Here is a 14,734-nt window from a genome sequence, read left to right on the forward strand (position 1 = left end):
ACTGGCGTCCAGAAGACGGGGTCTCGGTGGGAAGACGGGGTCTCGGCGGCGGCGCGGCAGCGCTCAGTCGAGCGTGATGTCGACCTGGAGCTCGGCCGTGAGCCGCTCCAGGTCGGCGCGCAGGGCCGTGAGATCGGCGGATGCCGGTACCGTCGCCGCCACGGATGCCTCGAACAGGCGGCCACCGGCCATGGCGGCATCCCGTGTCTCGGTCGTCATGTCCTGGATGCTGAGCTCATGCGCACGGAGCACGGCGGAGACCTCGCGCACGATGCCGGGACGGTCGTTGCCGAGCACCTGCAGGGTGATGGGCTGCTCGGCTGCAGTGGAGGCATCCGCCCCGGTGTGCACGGTGACCGCCAGCGTCCCGTCGAGAGCGCGGAGCGAATACTGCAGCTCCGCCTCGCGATCGGGCGCCACCGACACCTGGATCACACCGGCGAAGACGCCGGCGAGCTCGGCGAGCTGACTGCTCTCCCAGTTGCCGCCGTGCGCGTCGACGATGTCGGCGACGGCCGCGACGAGGCCAGGGCGGTCGGATCCGGCGACAGTGAGGATCAGAGTGGTCATGCGGCCAGCGTAGCCACCCGGAGGTCAGGCCTGCCAGACGCCCGTGGCCAGGAAGTGGTCGAGGCGGGCGCGGTGCGGGCCGAGGTCCCAACCCTGGGAAGCGACCCAGTCGTCGGAGTAGTACGTTCCGGCGTAGCGAGCGCCTCCATCGCAGATCAGCGTCACGACGCTGCCCGTTCGACCGGAAGCCAGCATGCGCGCGATCAGCTGGAACGCTCCGACGAGATTCGTGCCGGTCGATCCGCCGGCCCAGTGCAGCGTGCGCTCCTTCAGCAGCCGGATGGCCGCGACGGACGCGGCATCCGGGATCTGCAGCATCTCGTCGATCACGCTCGGCACGAACGACGGCTCGACGCGTGGCCGGCCGATGCCCTCGATGCGGCTCGGAGTGCCGGTCGTGTGATCAGCGGCCCCGGTGCTCCACCCGCCGTAGAACGCCGACCCCTCTGGGTCGACTACGGCGACGCGGGTCGGGTGCTGCCGATAGCGCACATATCGGCCGAACGTCGCGCTCGTGCCGCCGGTTCCCGCACCCACGACGATCCACTCCGGGATCGGATGCCGCTCCTGACTGAGCTGGCTGAACACGCTCTCGGCGATGTTGTTGTTGCCGCGCCAGTCTGTCGCGCGCTCGGCGTAGGTGAACTGGTCGAGGTAGTGTCCGCCGCACTCAGCGGCGAGGCGCTCGGCTTCGCCGTACATCTCCGGGCCGCTGTCGACGTAGTGGCATCGGCCGCCGTAGAACTCGATGAGCTCGATCTTCTCGGGGCTCGTCGATCGCGGTACGACCGTGATGAAGTCGAGTCCCAGCATCCTGGCGAAGTACGCCTCCGACACGGCCGTCGACCCGCTGGATGCCTCGACGAGCGTCGTGTTCTCCCGGATGCGGCCGTTGACCAGGCCGTACAGGACGAGAGAGCGGGCGAGGCGGTGCTTGAGCGAGCCGGTCGGATGCACCGACTCGTCCTTCAGGTACAGGTCGATGCCCCACTCCGCCGGCAGGGGGAAGACATGCAGGTGCGTGTCCGCGCTGCGGTTGGCGTCGGCCTCCAGCAGGGCGATCGCGGCGCTGGTCCAGGAGGTCATGCGAGGCCTGGTTGGGCCGCCTGCCAGAGGACGATGCCGACGGCGACAGCAGCGAGGACCGCGACGACGATCGCGGGCACCAGCCAGCGTGCGCGCCGACGCGGCGGTCGCACCACCGGTGAGGGCTTGGTGAGAGGACCGGGGACGGGCACAGGGCGGCTGGTCAGGTCCGCGAGCGGAGGCGTGGAACCCGTGTCGGGCTTGCGCTCGTCTCCGGGCGTCTGGTCAGAAGTGGCGCCTGCGACCATCATCGTCCTCTCTGAGACGTGATGACGCCTCAGACAGAGACTGTACCCGCCCTCGATGCGCCACCGGCGTCATCGACATGCAGCAACGACGCCTGCGACTGGTCGCGGCGCAACTGGAACTCGAACCGCGACCTGTCGCCGCGGTGCAGCGCGATGAAGTACTCGATCGGTGTGCCGGATGCATCGCGGCTGATGCTGCGCAGCCGCAGCAGCGCCGATCCGGCGCTGATCCCGAGATGCTGGGCGTTGTCGTGCGTCGCGACGGTCGCCTCGGCGGAGCGGACACCGTCGGTCGCCTGGATGCCGTGCTCTGCGAGCAGCCGGTAGAGGGATGCTTCGGACAGGTCGACGCCGAGGGTCAGGGCCCCGACCTGCTCGGGCATCCAAGTCGTCGACAGCGACCACGGTTCGCCGTCGACGTGGCGCAGGCGCTCGAGCGCGATGACCGGCGAACCGACGGGTATCTCGAGAGCCGCCGCCACTTCGGGGTCGGCCTCCTCGGGCTCATGCCGGAGGATGTCGCTGTGCACATGACCGCCGCGCTGTTCGACGTCGTCGTAGAGACCGATCAGCGTGTGCACCAGGGACTCGCTCGTGCGAGGCCGCGACACGAACGTGCCCTTTCCCTTGACCCGTTCGACCATGCCCTCGTGCTCGAGCTGCGCGAGCGCCTGCCGGACCACGGTGCGGGAGATGCCGTAGCGCTCGCAGAGCCGGTGCTCGCCGGGGAGCGGGTCGCCCGGTTGCAGCCCGTCGCGCTCGATGCCGTCGATGATGAGCTGGCGCAGCTGGTCGTACATGGGGGCAGCCGAGTGCCGGTCGATCGCGTCTGTGCCGATGACGGTTCCGGTGACAACGCTGGTGGCCATCAGTACGCCACCCCTGCGTGCAGGATCACATTCGCGTACGGCGTGAACTCGCCGGAGCGGACGAACGCGCGGGCGTCGTGCGTGCGCTTCTTGAACTCCACGTGCGGGACGAGCTCGACGGCGATGCCGGGGAGGCGCTCGCGCAGCTGTGCGAGCACCTCAGGGCTGTGGTCGGCCACCTCGGCCGAGACCGTCGCGCCCTCGACGACCATTTCGGCGAGCACGGTGTCGAGCACGTCGAAGAAGGCCGGTGCGCCGGGGCGGTACGCCAGGTCGATCCGCTCGGACCCCGGTGGGATGGGGAGACCTGCGTCGGTGACGACGATGAGGTCGGTATGGCCGGTCTCGCTGATCACGCGCGAGAGTGCGGGGTTGATCGTCGTCGAGGTCTTTCGCATGGTGACTCCTGCTCAGGATGCGCGCGACGCGCTGTCGTTCTGGAGAGTGAGGAAGGCGTCGACATCGCTGCGCACCGGGAGGCTCGGCGACGCGCCGTGCTTGGTGACGGTGAGTGCGCCGGCGGCGGTGGCGAGTCGAACGGCATCCGTGAGGGTGGCGCCGTTCGCGAGGGCGGCGCCGAGGTAACCGGCGTAGGCGTCGCCGGCCGCGGTGGTGTCGACGGCCTCCACGCGCAGTGGAGGCACGATCGTGGTGCCCTCCGGCGTGACCACGCAGGAGCCCTGAGCGGCCAGGGTGATCACGGCGGCGCCGACGCCCTGATCGAGGAACCAGCGCCCCGCCTGCTCGGCGGTCGCGGCATCGGTCACCTCTATGCCGCTGAGCACCGACGCCTCGGTCTCGTTCGGGGTGACGATGTCGATGCTGCCCCACACCTCGTCCGGCAGCGGAGCCGCTGGTGCCGGATCGAGGATGACGGTCATTCCGTGCTCGCGGCCGCGGGTCGTGATGTGCGCGGTCAGCGCGGACGGAGTCTCGAGCTGCGTCAGCAGGACGGACGTCGTCGCGGCCAGGTCGTCGAGCGCCGCGTCGATCTGCGCCGTGTTCAGCTCGGCGTTCGCCAGCGGCACCATGACGATGTCGTTCTGGGCCGAGGCATCCACGCGGATGTGTGCGATGCCGGTGGGGCCGGGGACGGTGCGCAGGTGAGTGAGATCGACCCCGGCATCGGTGAGACCGTCGACGATGAGGTCGTGGAACAGGTCGTCGCCCACGCATCCGACGAAGCTCGTCGTCGCACCGGCGCGTCCGGCGGCGACCGCCTGATTGGCGCCCTTGCCACCGAGGAACAGGGTGAACTGGTCGCCGAGGATCGTCTCGCCCCTGGCGGGAAGACGCTGCGAGAACGTCGTCACGTCCGCCGTGACGCTTCCGACGATGACGACGCCGGTGCGTCCTTCACGGGGGGAGGTGGGCATGGCGCTCCTGATCTTCATCGACGGCACGCGTCTGGGTGATGGCTCCGGCTTTGACACCGGCGATTCCTGTCATTACATTAGCCGAATCCGAACCTGTAACGACAGGTTGCCGCCTGCCGTATCGAGGAGCCCCATGTCTGCCGTCGACATCGCCCCGCGTCTGTACGTCGACAGCGCCGACGTGGACCGGGTCTCTGCACTCCTCGGCGCCGGTGTCGTGCACGGCGTGACGACCAACCCGACGATCCTCGAGCGAGGTGGGCGGACGGTCGCCGACATCCCCGACCTCTACGCCCGGTGGGAGTCCGAGGGGGCGCAGGAGATCTTCTTCCAGACCTGGGGTGCATCCCGGCTCGAACTGCTGCGCAACGCCGACACCATCCGTGCGCTCGGCGATCGGGTGGCGGTGAAGGTCCCCGCCACCGCTGAGGGGTTCGCCGCGGCATCCGCCCTCGTCTCCGATGGCGCGAGCGTGCTCGTGACTGCGGTGTACTCGGTCGGCCAGGCGCTCGCCGCCTCGAGCATCGGGGCGCGGTACATCGCACCGTACCTCGGTCGGCTTCGGGATGCCGGCGTCGACGGCGATGCGCTCATCGCGCGGATGCAGGCGGTCTGCGCCGGCAGTGAAACGAACGTGCTGGCGGCGAGCCTGCGCTCAGCGGACGACATCGTCGCGCTGCGTCTGGCAGGCATTCCGTACTTCACCGCGGCACCGGGCGTGCTCGACGAGCTGCTGCAGCACGACGTCAGCGACAGCTCGGCGGCGGAGTTCGAGGCGGCGATGGGCCGCATCGGCGCGTAGCCGCGCGCCCGCGTCCCGGGGCGCGGGTCAGACGGTGGCGGCCTGGCGCAGCCACCGCTCGACGCCGGCGATGTGCGCTGTCGCGAGCGACGTCGCCAGGTTCGGATCGTGCTGAGCGATCGCCTCGGCGATGGCCCGGTGCTCGGACAGGGTCCGCTCCACTGCACCCTGTTCGGTGAGTCCGCGCCACACGCGGGCGCGCACCGTCTGTCCGCTGAGGCTCTCGATGAGACTCGCGAGGTACGTGTTGCCCGCCATGCGGACGATCTCGCGGTGGAAGCGGATGTCATGGGCGACCAGATCGTCGACGCTGACCTCGGCGCCCGTCGAGTCCAGCTCCGCCAGCAGAGCGGCGACGGCATCCTCGGTGCCGAGGGTCGCTGCGAGGCCGGTGGCCTGGGATTCCAGCATCCGCCGGACGGCGAAGATCTCCAGCAGAGAGTTGTCGTCATGCATGTCTGCGACGAACGAGATCGCCTCCAGCAGCAGGTGCGGCTCGAGGCTCGTCACGTAGGTGCCGTCTCCGCGCCGCACGTCGAGGACTCGGATCACTTCGAGAGCCTTGACCGCCTCACGCATCGAGTTGCGCGAGAGTCCGAGCCGCTCGGCGAGCTCCTTCTCGGGCGGCAGTCGGTCGCCCGGCGAGAGCTCGCCGGACACGATCATCGCCTTGATCTTCTCGATCGCCTCATCGGTGACTGCCATGCTCGTCATCCTAGCGATTGATCGGATGTCTGCCGGCGGCTGTGTGATCATAGTCGCATGCGTGTTGTCGATGCTCACCTGCACCTGTGGAACCCGGACATCCTCACCTACCGCTGGCTCGAGGGCGACCTCGACGCGCCGTTCGCGGAAGCCGAGCTTCGTGAGGACCCGATCGAGGACGTGGAGACCCAGGTCGCGGTGTTCGTGCAGGCCGACCCGATCGACAAGCACGCGATCGACGAAGTGCGCTGGGTCGAGTCGATCGCGCGCGCGACGGGTGTCGTCGGCATCGTCGCCGGTGCTCGCCTGGATCGCGGTCGCAAGCTCGAGAAGCATCTGGACGCGCTCGCCGAGTTCGAGCTCGTCGTCGGGGTCCGCCACCTGCTGCAGGACGAGAAAGACGGCTTCGCACGCAGCCGCGCCTTCATCGACGGCGCCCGAGAACTGGCCGCACGAGGCCTCACCTTTGATGCCTGCGTGCGGCATCATCAGATTCCCGACGTCATCGCTCTGGCCGAAGCCGTCCCTGGGCTGCGGATCGTGCTCGACCATCTCGGCAAGCCGGCGATCGGCACCGTGGAGTCGCCGCTGCCGCCGAGTGCCGAATGGATCGACGCCCTGCGCGAGCTGGCCGCCCACCCGCAGGCGCTCGTGAAGCTCTCCGGACTCCCGGCCGAGTCCGGAGGGCGCATCGACGAGGGGCAGATGGAGCCGTACCTCGATGTCGCAGCCGAGGCATTCGGCGAGGATCGATTGATGTGGGGCAGCGACTGGCCGGTGTCCTCGGTCGACGTCACCGGCCAGGACAGTGCATACTATTTCCCCGGCAACCGTGACGACTGGTGCCACACCGTCGCCGATTGGGCGCAGGATCGCGGCCTGGATGCCGAGAAGCTCTTCTGGTCGAACACGATGCGCTTCTACGGCATCCGCTGAGCCGCGGCTACCGGCCGCCGGCCGACGCCGCGTTCACTCGGCGCGCAGGCGCAGCTGCGCCATGCCGCCGTCGACCTCGATGAACGTTCCCGTCGTCGACCCGGCAGCCGGGCTCACCAGGTATGCGACCGCGGCGGCGACCTCGTCCGGACTGACCAGGCGCCCGTGCGGCTGGCGGGCCTCCAGCGCTGCCCGCTCTGCCCCGGGGTCGGCCGCTTGATCGAGCAGGCGTCCCACCCACGGGGTGTCGGCAGTACCGGGATTCACGGCGTTCACGCGGATGCCCTCGCGCAGGTGGTCCGCGGCCATCGCGCGGGTGAGAGCCGAGACGGCTCCCTTCGACGCGCTGTACAGAGCGCGCTGGGGGAGTCCGGTCGACGAGGCGATGGATGCCGTGTTGCACACCGCAGCGGCGGGCGACTGCCGCAACCACGGCAGGGCGGCCGCGGTGACGCGGGCGATGCCCGTGACGTTGATCGAGAGGACGCGCGCCCACTCGTCGTCGCCGTTCGCACTGATGTCGCCGACCGCCCCGATGCCCGCGTTGTTGATCACGATGTCGATGCGGCCGAAGTGCTCCGCGACGGCTGTGACCGCAGCATCCACGCTCGCGCGATCGGACACATCAGCGGTGAATGCGGCGAAGCGGGCGTCCGCTCCCGCGGTGTCGCGGTCGAGCACGGCGATCTGCGCGCCGTCGGCGTGCAGGCGCTCCGCGATCGCCGCGCCGATGCCGGATGCCCCGCCCGTGACGATCGCGACGAGTCCTTCCAACTGCCCCTGAGCGCTCACTTGCTCTCCTCCCAGGCGACGAACTTCTGGCGCTGGTGACCGAGCCCGTCGATCTCGATGTCGACGATGTCGCCGTCGGCCAAATAGGGGTACTTGCCTGAGAGGGCGACGCCCTGCGGGGTGCCGGTGAGGATGAGGTCGCCCGGCTCGAGCGTCACGTACTGCGAGAGGTGGTGCACGATCGTGCGCACGTCGAAGATCATGTCCGACGTGTTCGAGTCCTGCCGGGGCTCGCCGTTCACGAAGCTGCGCAGGCCGAGGTCGTCGACGTCGACCTCATCGGGGGTGACGAGCCAGGGGCCGGTCGGGTTGAAGCCGGCCGCGATCTTGCCCTTCGACCATTGGCCGCCGGACACGTCCATCTGGAACGCGCGCTCGGACACATCGTTCGCGACCACGTAGCCGGCGATGTGCGCGTCCGCCTCCTCGGGCGAATCGAGGTACGCGGCCCTGGCGCCGATCACGATGCCGAGCTCGACCTCCCAATCGGTCTTCTCGCTGCCGCGGGGGATGGTCACGGTGTCGTTGGGGCCGACGACGGTGTTGGGCGTCTTCAAGAAGATGATCGGGATCTTCGGCGGCTCTGCGCCGGATTCTGCGGCGTGAGCGGCGTAGTTCATGCCGATGCAGATGACGGCGCTGGGGCGCGCGATCGGGGCACCGATGCGCATTCGAGCGGCGCCATCGACCTCGGCGAGCTCACCGGATGCCAGCGCGGAAGCCACGCGAGCGTGGAAGTCGCCGGCGAGGAAGTCCCCGTTTACATCGGATGTCAGGGGCCGGAGGTCGAGGTGACGATCTCCGTCTAAGACGACGGGAATCTCGGATCCAGGGGCGCCAAGCCGCGCGAACTTCATGGTTCTCCTACCTCGTTGGGGAGCCGCCGTTGAGCGGCAGGGGAGCCGCACGGAGGCGACACGTCTGATTGACAGTATAGACATCCGATGTTTACACTCCAAGGGATCCGTGCAGATTCGTGCTGCGCAGAGGTCCGGCCCCTAGAGAGGACTCCCGTGAGCCGCATCGTCGCACTCGAGACCACCGACATCCGCTTCCCCACGTCGCTGAGCCTGGACGGCTCCGACGCGATGAACCCCGACCCCGACTACTCTGCGGCGTACGTCGTGATCCGCACTGACGCCTCGGACGACATCGCCGGGCACTCGTTCGTGTTCACGATCGGCCGCGGCAACGACGTGCAGGTCGCGGCGATCGACGCGCTCGCAGGTCATCTCGTGGGTCGCGAGCTCGAGCCGCTGCTCGACGACATGGGCGGCACGTTCCGCGACATCATCGGCGACTCGCAGCTGCGGTGGCTGGGTCCGGAGAAGGGCGTCATGCACATGGCCATCGGCGCCGTGATCAACGCGCTGTGGGACATCAAGGCCAAGCGCGCGGGGCTCCCGCTCTGGCAGCTGCTTTCTAGCATGACACCGGAGGAGATCGTCGACCTGGTCGACTTCCGGTACCTGACCAATGCGCTCACCCGCGAGGACGCGCTCGAGATCCTCCGCGCCGGCGTCGCCGGTCGCGAGGAACGAGAAGCCGAGCTGCTCGCGACCGGGTACCCGGGGTACACGACCAGCCCCGGCTGGCTCGGCTACTCCGACGAGAAGCTCGAGCGTCTCGCCCGCGAGGCGCTCGCCGACGGCTTCACCCAGATCAAGCTCAAGGTCGGCGCCGACCTCGACGACGACATCCGCCGCTTCCGCAAGGCGCGCGAGGTCGTCGGGCCCGACTTCCCGATCGCCATCGACGCCAATCAGCGCTGGGAGGTGTCGGAGGCGATCGAGTGGGTGAACGCGCTCGCCGAGTTCAATCCCGCGTGGATCGAGGAGCCGACGAGCCCGGACGACATCCTCGGTCATGCCGAGATCGCTCGCGGGGTGGCACCCATCCGCGTCGCCACCGGCGAGCACGCGCAGAACCGCATGATCTTCAAGCAGCTGCTGCAGGCGAACGCCATCGAGGTCATGCAGATCGATGCCGTGCGCGTCGCCGGCGTGAACGAGAACATCGCGAACCTGCTGCTCGCCGCGAAGTTCGGGGTGCCGGTCTGTCCGCACGCCGGCGGCGTCGGCCTGTGCGAAGCCGTCCAGCACCTGTCGATGTTCGACTTCATCGCGGTCAGCGGGTCGCGAGAGGGGCGTCTGATCGAGTACGTCGACCACCTGCACGAGCACTTCGTCGTGCCGACCGACATCCAGGGCGGCTCGTACATGGCTCCGACCGAGCCGGGTGCGAGCATGGAGATGAAGGCGGCGAGCATCGCGAAGTACGCCTGGAAGGGCGCGCATGTCACGGACTGAACTGGAGATTCCGGCGCTCGGATACGGCGCGGCCAACGTCGGGAACCTCTTCCGCGCGCTCACGGACGATGAGGCGTGGGCCGTTCTGGATGCCGCGTGGGAGAGCGGCATCCGCTATTACGACACCGCACCGCACTACGGACTCGGCCTGTCGGAGCGGCGCCTGGGCGCGTTCCTGCAGACGAAGCCGCGCGACGAGTTCGTGCTCTCCACGAAGGCGGGGCGGCTGCTGCGCCCGAACCCCGCGTACGCCGGTGGCCTCGACACCAACCACGACTTCTTCGTGCCGGACGACCTGCAGCGGGTGTGGGACTTCTCAGATGCCGGCATCCGAGCATCCATCGACGAGTCCCGTGAGCGGCTGGGCCTCGACCGGATCGACCTCGTGTACCTGCACGACCCGGAACGGCATGATCTCGACCTCGCGCTCGCCGAGGCGTTCCCCGCGCTGGAGGCGCTGCGTGGCGAAGGGGCCGTCGGCTCGGTAGGCCTCGGGTCGATGGTCAGCGCGGCGCTTGCGCGCGCTGTACGCGAGGCCGACCTCGACACGATCATGATCGCCGGCCGCTACACGCTGCTCGAGCAGCCGGCGGCCGCCGATGTCCTGCCGGCCTGTCACGACCGGGGGACCGGGGTGGTCGCGGCATCCGTTTTCAACTCCGGCCTGCTCGCCAAGGCCGAGCCGAGCCGCGACAGCCGGTACGAATACGGCGGCGTCCCGGACGAGATCTGGGATCGGCTGCAGCGCATCGTCGCCGTCTGTCGTGCGCACGATGTGCCGCTGCCGGCTGCGGCGATCCAGTTCCCACTGCGCTCGTCTGTCGTTCGATCGGTCGTCGTGGGAAGCTCGCGGCCGGAACAGGTGCAGCAGAACGCCGAACTCGCCGCGGTGCCGATCCCGTCGGACTTCTGGTCCGAGCTCGCCGCCGACGGGCTCATCCCCGCGTGACCGACCGCCTGAGGAGGCGCCATGCTCGAAGGAATCAACCCGCTGCTGACCGGTGAGCTGCTGCTGCATCTCGACCGCATGGGCCACTCGGACGCCGTCGTCATCGCCGACGCGCATTTCCCGGCCTGGGCGCTGGGGGAGCGCACGATCGACCTGCCCGGCACGACGACGCCCGAGGTGCTCGCGGCGATCCGCACCGTCATCCCGCTCGACGACGCCCCGGGACTCGACCTCATGGAATCCGCCGATGGCGATGTGCTCGACGTGCAGCGCGAGTTGATGGACGCCGCGGGCACCACGGTCGAGACCACACGGTTCGTGGAGCGCTTCGACTACTACGAGGCGGCCAAGCCCGCGTACGTCATGGTGCGCACCGGCGAGACCCGCAAATACGGCAATGCGCTGCTCCGCAAGGGCGTCGTCGGGCATGCGTCGGCGTAACGAGCGCCTAGTGCAGGTCGATCGTCCCGACCGCGTGAAGCGCGTCTCGGATGTAGCGGTTCGCGTGCGCGGCGAGGTCGTCGGAGTCCTGCCAGAGATTGCGCCAGATGCCGAGGGTGTTGCTGAGCTCGGCGCTCACCACGGCCGACGAGAACGACTCGAAGACGACCGGTCCGTCGTAGGCGACGTCGTGCAGCGCGCGGAAGAACGTCGCGAAGTCGACGGTGCCCGTTCCGAGGTATCCGCGGTGGCTGTCGCCGATGTGCACGTAGCCGAGCTTTCCGGCCGCGGCGACGTCGTGCACCGGCTGGAAGAAGTCCGACTCCTCGATGTTCATGTGGTAGCTGTCCAGGTGCACGCTCACCTCGCCGGCGACGCCATCCAGGTAGCGCAGTGCGCCGCGCCCGGTGTTGAAGACGTTCGACTCGTAGCGGTTCACCACTTCGAGGGAAAGACGGATGCCGCGTTCAGCCGCGTACGTCGCGAGCTCGCTGATCGCTGCCTGACTGTTCGCGACACCGCGCTCGGACGCCGGTGCCATGTACTTGCCCATCGCCGAGTAGATCACGCCGCACAGCACGTCGCCGCCCATCGTCGCGACGTGGTCGATGCACCGTTCCAGCGTCGAGACGCCCGCGGCGACGGCAGTGGGATCGTCGCTGGTGAGATCAGTCGAGGGGGTGAGTCCGAGCGAAGCCGTCACGGCGAGACCGTTGTCGCGCAGCATCCGCTCGGCGAGCGCGGAATCGAAGCCCTCGGCATCCATCAGGGGGATCTCGATGAGGTCGAAGCCTGCCTTCCCCGTGCCCTCGATGGAGCGCCGCAGCCCCGCCTCGTCGAAGGTTCCGGTGAAGACCAATCCATGCGCGCCGATGAGCATCTTGTCCCTTTCTGTGCGCAATTCGAGCGCATCCGTGATCAGGTTGTTATTACAGGTGTAGCACGACCGCGCGCAGTTGCGTACATTTAGATACAACTTGCGCAGGGTCTCGCGGCCCGGCACAATTGATCCGATGTTTGAAATGGATTCCAAGCGGGAGTCCGAAGGCATGACCTCCAAGGAAGCAGGTGAGCACATGAGCGATCCCATCCTCCGGGTGGAAGGCATCAGCAAGGGGTTCCCCGGGGTGCAGGCACTCCAGGATGTGCATCTCGAGGTGCGCGCAGGAGAGGTGCTCGTCCTCGTCGGCGAGAACGGCGCCGGCAAGTCGACTCTCATGAAGATCCTCTCCGGGATCTATACGCGCGACGAGGGGACGATCACCTTCGAAGGCCAGGAGGTCGAGCTCACCAGCCCGCTTCAGGCTCAGCAGCTCGGCATCACGATCATCCATCAGGAGCTCAACCTGATGCCCGATCTGACAGTCGCTCAGAACATCTTCATCGGCCGCGAGCCCACGTCGGCGATGCTGCTTTCCGAACGTCGCCTCAACAAGCAGACGGCCGAGCTGCTGGGCCGGCTGAACATCCGCCTCGATCCGCGCCGCAAGGTCGGCGAGCTCACCGTCGCCGAGCAGCAGATGGTCGAGATCGCCAAGGCGCTGTCGTTCAACGCCAAGGTGCTCATCATGGATGAGCCGACTTCCGCCCTCACCGATAGCGAGGTCGAGACCCTCTTCACGCTGATCGAGCAGCTCAAGGCAGCCGGCACGGGCATCGTCTACATCTCGCACCGCATGGACGAGCTCCGCCGCCTCGCCGATCGGGTCAGCGTGCTGCGTGATGGGCAATACATCGGATCACTCGAGAAGAGCGAGATCAGCATCCCCAAGATCATCGAGATGATGGTCGGCCGTGTGATCGACGAGGGCACCCGCCCTGAGGCCCGCGATCATGACAGCGCCCCTGTCGTGCTCGACGTCGCGGGGCTGTCCACCAGGGCGCTGCTGAAGGATGTCTCCTTCCAGCTGCACCGTGGGGAGATCCTCGGATTCGCCGGCCTCATGGGCGCCGGCCGCACCGAGACCGCTCGCGCCGTCATCGGGGCCGACCCGCGCAGCGCGGGCACGATCGCGATCAACGGTCGCGACGCCCGGATCAGCAAACCCGAGGATGCCGTGCGCCGAGGCGTCGGGTACCTCTCCGAGGACCGCAAGCAGCTCGGGCTCATGCTCGAGCAGGACGTCACCTTCAACACGGTGCTGGCGTCGCTCGGCAACTACGCCGGCGCCCTCGGCTGGATGGGTGACAGCAAGGCGAAGAACCAGACCAAGCAGTACGTGCAGCAGCTGCGGGTCAAGACGCCGTCGGTCAACCAGATCGTCAAGCTCCTCTCCGGAGGAAACCAGCAGAAGGTCGTCATCGCCCGCTGGCTGATGCGCGACTGCGACATCCTCATCTTCGACGAGCCCACGCGAGGGATCGACGTCGGAGCGAAGGAGGAGATCTACCGGCTCATGCAGCAGCTCGCAGACGCCGGAAAGTCCATAATCGTCATCTCGTCGGAGCTTCCAGAGATCCTGCGCGTCGCCAACCGCATCGCGGTGTTCGCGAACGGCCGGATCACCGGAACCCTCCGCAACGAGGAAGCCAGCCAGGAGAAGATCATGCAACTCGCAGCCCACGGGGAGGAAGACTGATGAGCACCCCACAGCAGTCCGGAGAGACGACGACCGTCATCCAGCAGGCCATCAACGAGGACACCGACAAGCGCGACGTCGCCGGGTTCCTGAAGCGTCAGCTCCAGCAGTCCCTCGCGTTCGGCACGCTCATCGTGCTGGTGATCTTCTTCTCGATCGCGAGCCCGAACTTCTTCACCGCCAGCAACATCGCGACGGTGCTGCTGTCCACGGCCGTGATCGGGATCCTGGCGCTCGGGACGACCTTCGTGATCATCACCGGAGGCATCGACCTGTCGCTGGGAACCGGAATGGCGCTGTGCGCGGTCATGACCGGTGTGTTCATCACGAACTGGGGCCTGCCCGTCTGGGTCGGCGTCATCGGAGGCATCGCCACAGGTGTGCTGATGGGACTGGTCAACGGTCTGAACGTCACCTTCCTCCGGCTTCCGCCGTTCATCGCGACGCTCGCGATGATGATGATCGCCGGTGGGCTCGCGCTCGTCGTCTCGAACGTCGCGCCGATCTACTTCTCCACCTCGGCCCCTGATTTCAAGAAGATCGCGCTCGGTGTGATCATCCCCGGCATCCCGAACGCCGTCCTCATCACCGCCGTCCTCGCGATCATCGCCGCCATCGTGCTGTCGAAGACGCTGCTGGGCCGCTACACGTTCGCCATCGGCTCGAATGAGGAGGCGACGCGCCTGTCGGGTGTGAACACCCGCCGCTGGACGATCTTCATCTACATGTTCGCCGGCGCCTTCACCGGAGTCGCGGGCATCATCATCGCCTCGCGTCTCGACTCCGCACAGCCGCAGATCGGCACCGGCTACGAGCTGCAGGCGATCGCGGCGGTCATCATCGGCGGTACCTCGCTGCTGGGTGGACGCGGCTCCATCCTCGGCACCGTCGTCGGTGCGCTCATCATGAGCGTGCTCGTCAACGGCCTGCGCATCATGTCGATCCAGACCGAGTGGCAGAACATCGTGGTCGGCGTCGTCGTGCTGCTGGCCGTGTTCTTCGACTCGCTGCGCAACCGCCAGCGGACCTGACCTTTCCTCCCTGCCCACCCGTCGGCTTCGGCCGGCACCCA

General features: G+C 68.0%; 17 protein-coding genes. 7 read left to right on the top strand and 10 right to left on the bottom strand.

Translation table 11 applies throughout. The features are described 5' to 3' along the window. Positions 1-63: 63 nt before the first annotated feature. From LQZ87_RS06610 to LQZ87_RS06635, 6 genes are read right to left on the bottom strand one after another with little or no spacing between them, the layout of a single operon-like run. A complete protein-coding gene (locus tag LQZ87_RS06610) occupies positions 64-570 on the bottom strand; it encodes an ACT domain-containing protein (RefSeq protein WP_230102674.1) in 507 nt (168 codons plus the stop codon). A gap of 24 nt (positions 571-594) precedes the next feature. Then, positions 595-1,656, bottom strand: a complete 1,062-nt coding sequence (locus LQZ87_RS06615; protein WP_230102675.1) for a PLP-dependent cysteine synthase family protein — start codon at positions 1,654-1,656, stop codon at positions 595-597. Next, positions 1,653-1,907 carry a hypothetical protein gene (locus LQZ87_RS06620; protein WP_230102676.1) on the bottom strand — a complete coding sequence of 85 codons (255 nt, stop codon included), beginning with the start codon at positions 1,905-1,907 and terminating at the stop codon, positions 1,653-1,655. Before LQZ87_RS06620 ends, LQZ87_RS06615 begins: the two co-directional genes overlap by 4 nt. A gap of 26 nt (positions 1,908-1,933) precedes the next feature. After that, the gene (locus LQZ87_RS06625; RefSeq protein ID WP_230102677.1) at positions 1,934-2,773 is read right to left on the bottom strand and encodes a GntR family transcriptional regulator; all 840 of its coding nucleotides are present in this window, start codon (positions 2,771-2,773) and stop codon (positions 1,934-1,936) included. Beyond that, entirely contained in the window at positions 2,773-3,171 is a 399-nt protein-coding gene (gene rbsD / locus LQZ87_RS06630) for a D-ribose pyranase (protein WP_230102678.1), read from the bottom strand. Before rbsD ends, LQZ87_RS06625 begins: the two co-directional genes overlap by 1 nt. 12 nt (positions 3,172-3,183) lie before the next feature. Next, complete coding sequence (locus LQZ87_RS06635) at positions 3,184-4,149, bottom strand: ribokinase (RefSeq protein WP_230102679.1); 966 nt, start codon at positions 4,147-4,149, stop codon at positions 3,184-3,186. Between the two features lie 133 nt (positions 4,150-4,282). Between LQZ87_RS06635 and LQZ87_RS06640 the strand changes: the two genes are divergently transcribed. Then, complete coding sequence (locus LQZ87_RS06640) at positions 4,283-4,951, top strand: transaldolase family protein (RefSeq protein ID WP_230102680.1); 669 nt, start codon at positions 4,283-4,285, stop codon at positions 4,949-4,951. 27 nt (positions 4,952-4,978) lie between these two features. On the opposite strand, the gene LQZ87_RS06645 is transcribed toward LQZ87_RS06640, so the two are convergent. Next, positions 4,979-5,656 carry a FadR/GntR family transcriptional regulator gene (locus LQZ87_RS06645; protein ID WP_230102681.1) on the bottom strand — a complete coding sequence of 226 codons (678 nt, stop codon included), beginning with the start codon at positions 5,654-5,656 and terminating at the stop codon, positions 4,979-4,981. A gap of 57 nt (positions 5,657-5,713) precedes the next feature. Here LQZ87_RS06645 and LQZ87_RS06650 point away from each other — a divergent pair, with 57 nt between their 5' ends. Next, positions 5,714-6,592, top strand: coding sequence for an amidohydrolase family protein (locus tag LQZ87_RS06650; protein ID WP_230102682.1), 879 nt, complete (start codon positions 5,714-5,716; stop codon positions 6,590-6,592). Between the two features lie 33 nt (positions 6,593-6,625). Here LQZ87_RS06650 and LQZ87_RS06655 read toward each other — a convergent pair whose 3' ends face one another. Next, complete coding sequence (locus tag LQZ87_RS06655; RefSeq protein WP_230102683.1) at positions 6,626-7,384, bottom strand: SDR family oxidoreductase; 759 nt, start codon at positions 7,382-7,384, stop codon at positions 6,626-6,628. Beyond that, positions 7,381-8,241 carry a fumarylacetoacetate hydrolase family protein gene (locus LQZ87_RS06660; protein ID WP_230102684.1) on the bottom strand — a complete coding sequence of 287 codons (861 nt, stop codon included), beginning with the start codon at positions 8,239-8,241 and terminating at the stop codon, positions 7,381-7,383. Before LQZ87_RS06660 ends, LQZ87_RS06655 begins: the two co-directional genes overlap by 4 nt. A gap of 156 nt (positions 8,242-8,397) precedes the next feature. Here LQZ87_RS06660 and LQZ87_RS06665 point away from each other — a divergent pair, with 156 nt between their 5' ends. The 3 genes from LQZ87_RS06665 to LQZ87_RS06675 are packed head-to-tail and all read left to right on the top strand — an operon-like array spanning position 8,398 to position 11,083. Continuing rightward, entirely contained in the window at positions 8,398-9,693 is a 1,296-nt protein-coding gene (locus tag LQZ87_RS06665; RefSeq protein ID WP_230102685.1) for an L-fuconate dehydratase, read from the top strand. Continuing rightward, positions 9,680-10,642, top strand: a complete 963-nt coding sequence (locus LQZ87_RS06670) for an aldo/keto reductase (protein WP_230102686.1) — start codon at positions 9,680-9,682, stop codon at positions 10,640-10,642. The genes LQZ87_RS06665 and LQZ87_RS06670 overlap by 14 nt, the downstream gene beginning before the upstream one ends. Positions 10,643-10,663: 21 nt before the next feature. Continuing rightward, positions 10,664-11,083: an RbsD/FucU domain-containing protein gene (locus LQZ87_RS06675; protein ID WP_230102687.1), complete on the top strand. Its 420-nt coding sequence runs from the start codon at positions 10,664-10,666 to the stop codon at positions 11,081-11,083. Between the two features lie 7 nt (positions 11,084-11,090). On the opposite strand, the gene LQZ87_RS06680 is transcribed toward LQZ87_RS06675, so the two are convergent. Further along, entirely contained in the window at positions 11,091-12,116 is a 1,026-nt protein-coding gene (locus tag LQZ87_RS06680; protein WP_230102688.1) for a sugar phosphate isomerase/epimerase, read from the bottom strand. Positions 12,117-12,159: 43 nt separating this feature from the next. Between LQZ87_RS06680 and LQZ87_RS06685 the strand changes: the two genes are divergently transcribed. Both LQZ87_RS06685 and LQZ87_RS06690 read left to right on the top strand, forming a co-directional pair. Next, positions 12,160-13,662: a sugar ABC transporter ATP-binding protein gene (locus tag LQZ87_RS06685; RefSeq protein ID WP_230102689.1), complete on the top strand. Its 1,503-nt coding sequence runs from the start codon at positions 12,160-12,162 to the stop codon at positions 13,660-13,662. Beyond that, on the top strand, positions 13,662-14,693 hold the full coding sequence (locus LQZ87_RS06690) for an ABC transporter permease (protein ID WP_230102690.1): 1,032 nt from the start codon (positions 13,662-13,664) through the stop codon (positions 14,691-14,693). Before LQZ87_RS06685 ends, LQZ87_RS06690 begins: the two co-directional genes overlap by 1 nt. Positions 14,694-14,734: the final 41 nt, after the last annotated feature.

This window comes from Microbacterium sp. Bi121 (assembly GCF_918698005.1).
Classification (GTDB): domain Bacteria; phylum Actinomycetota; class Actinomycetes; order Actinomycetales; family Microbacteriaceae; genus Microbacterium.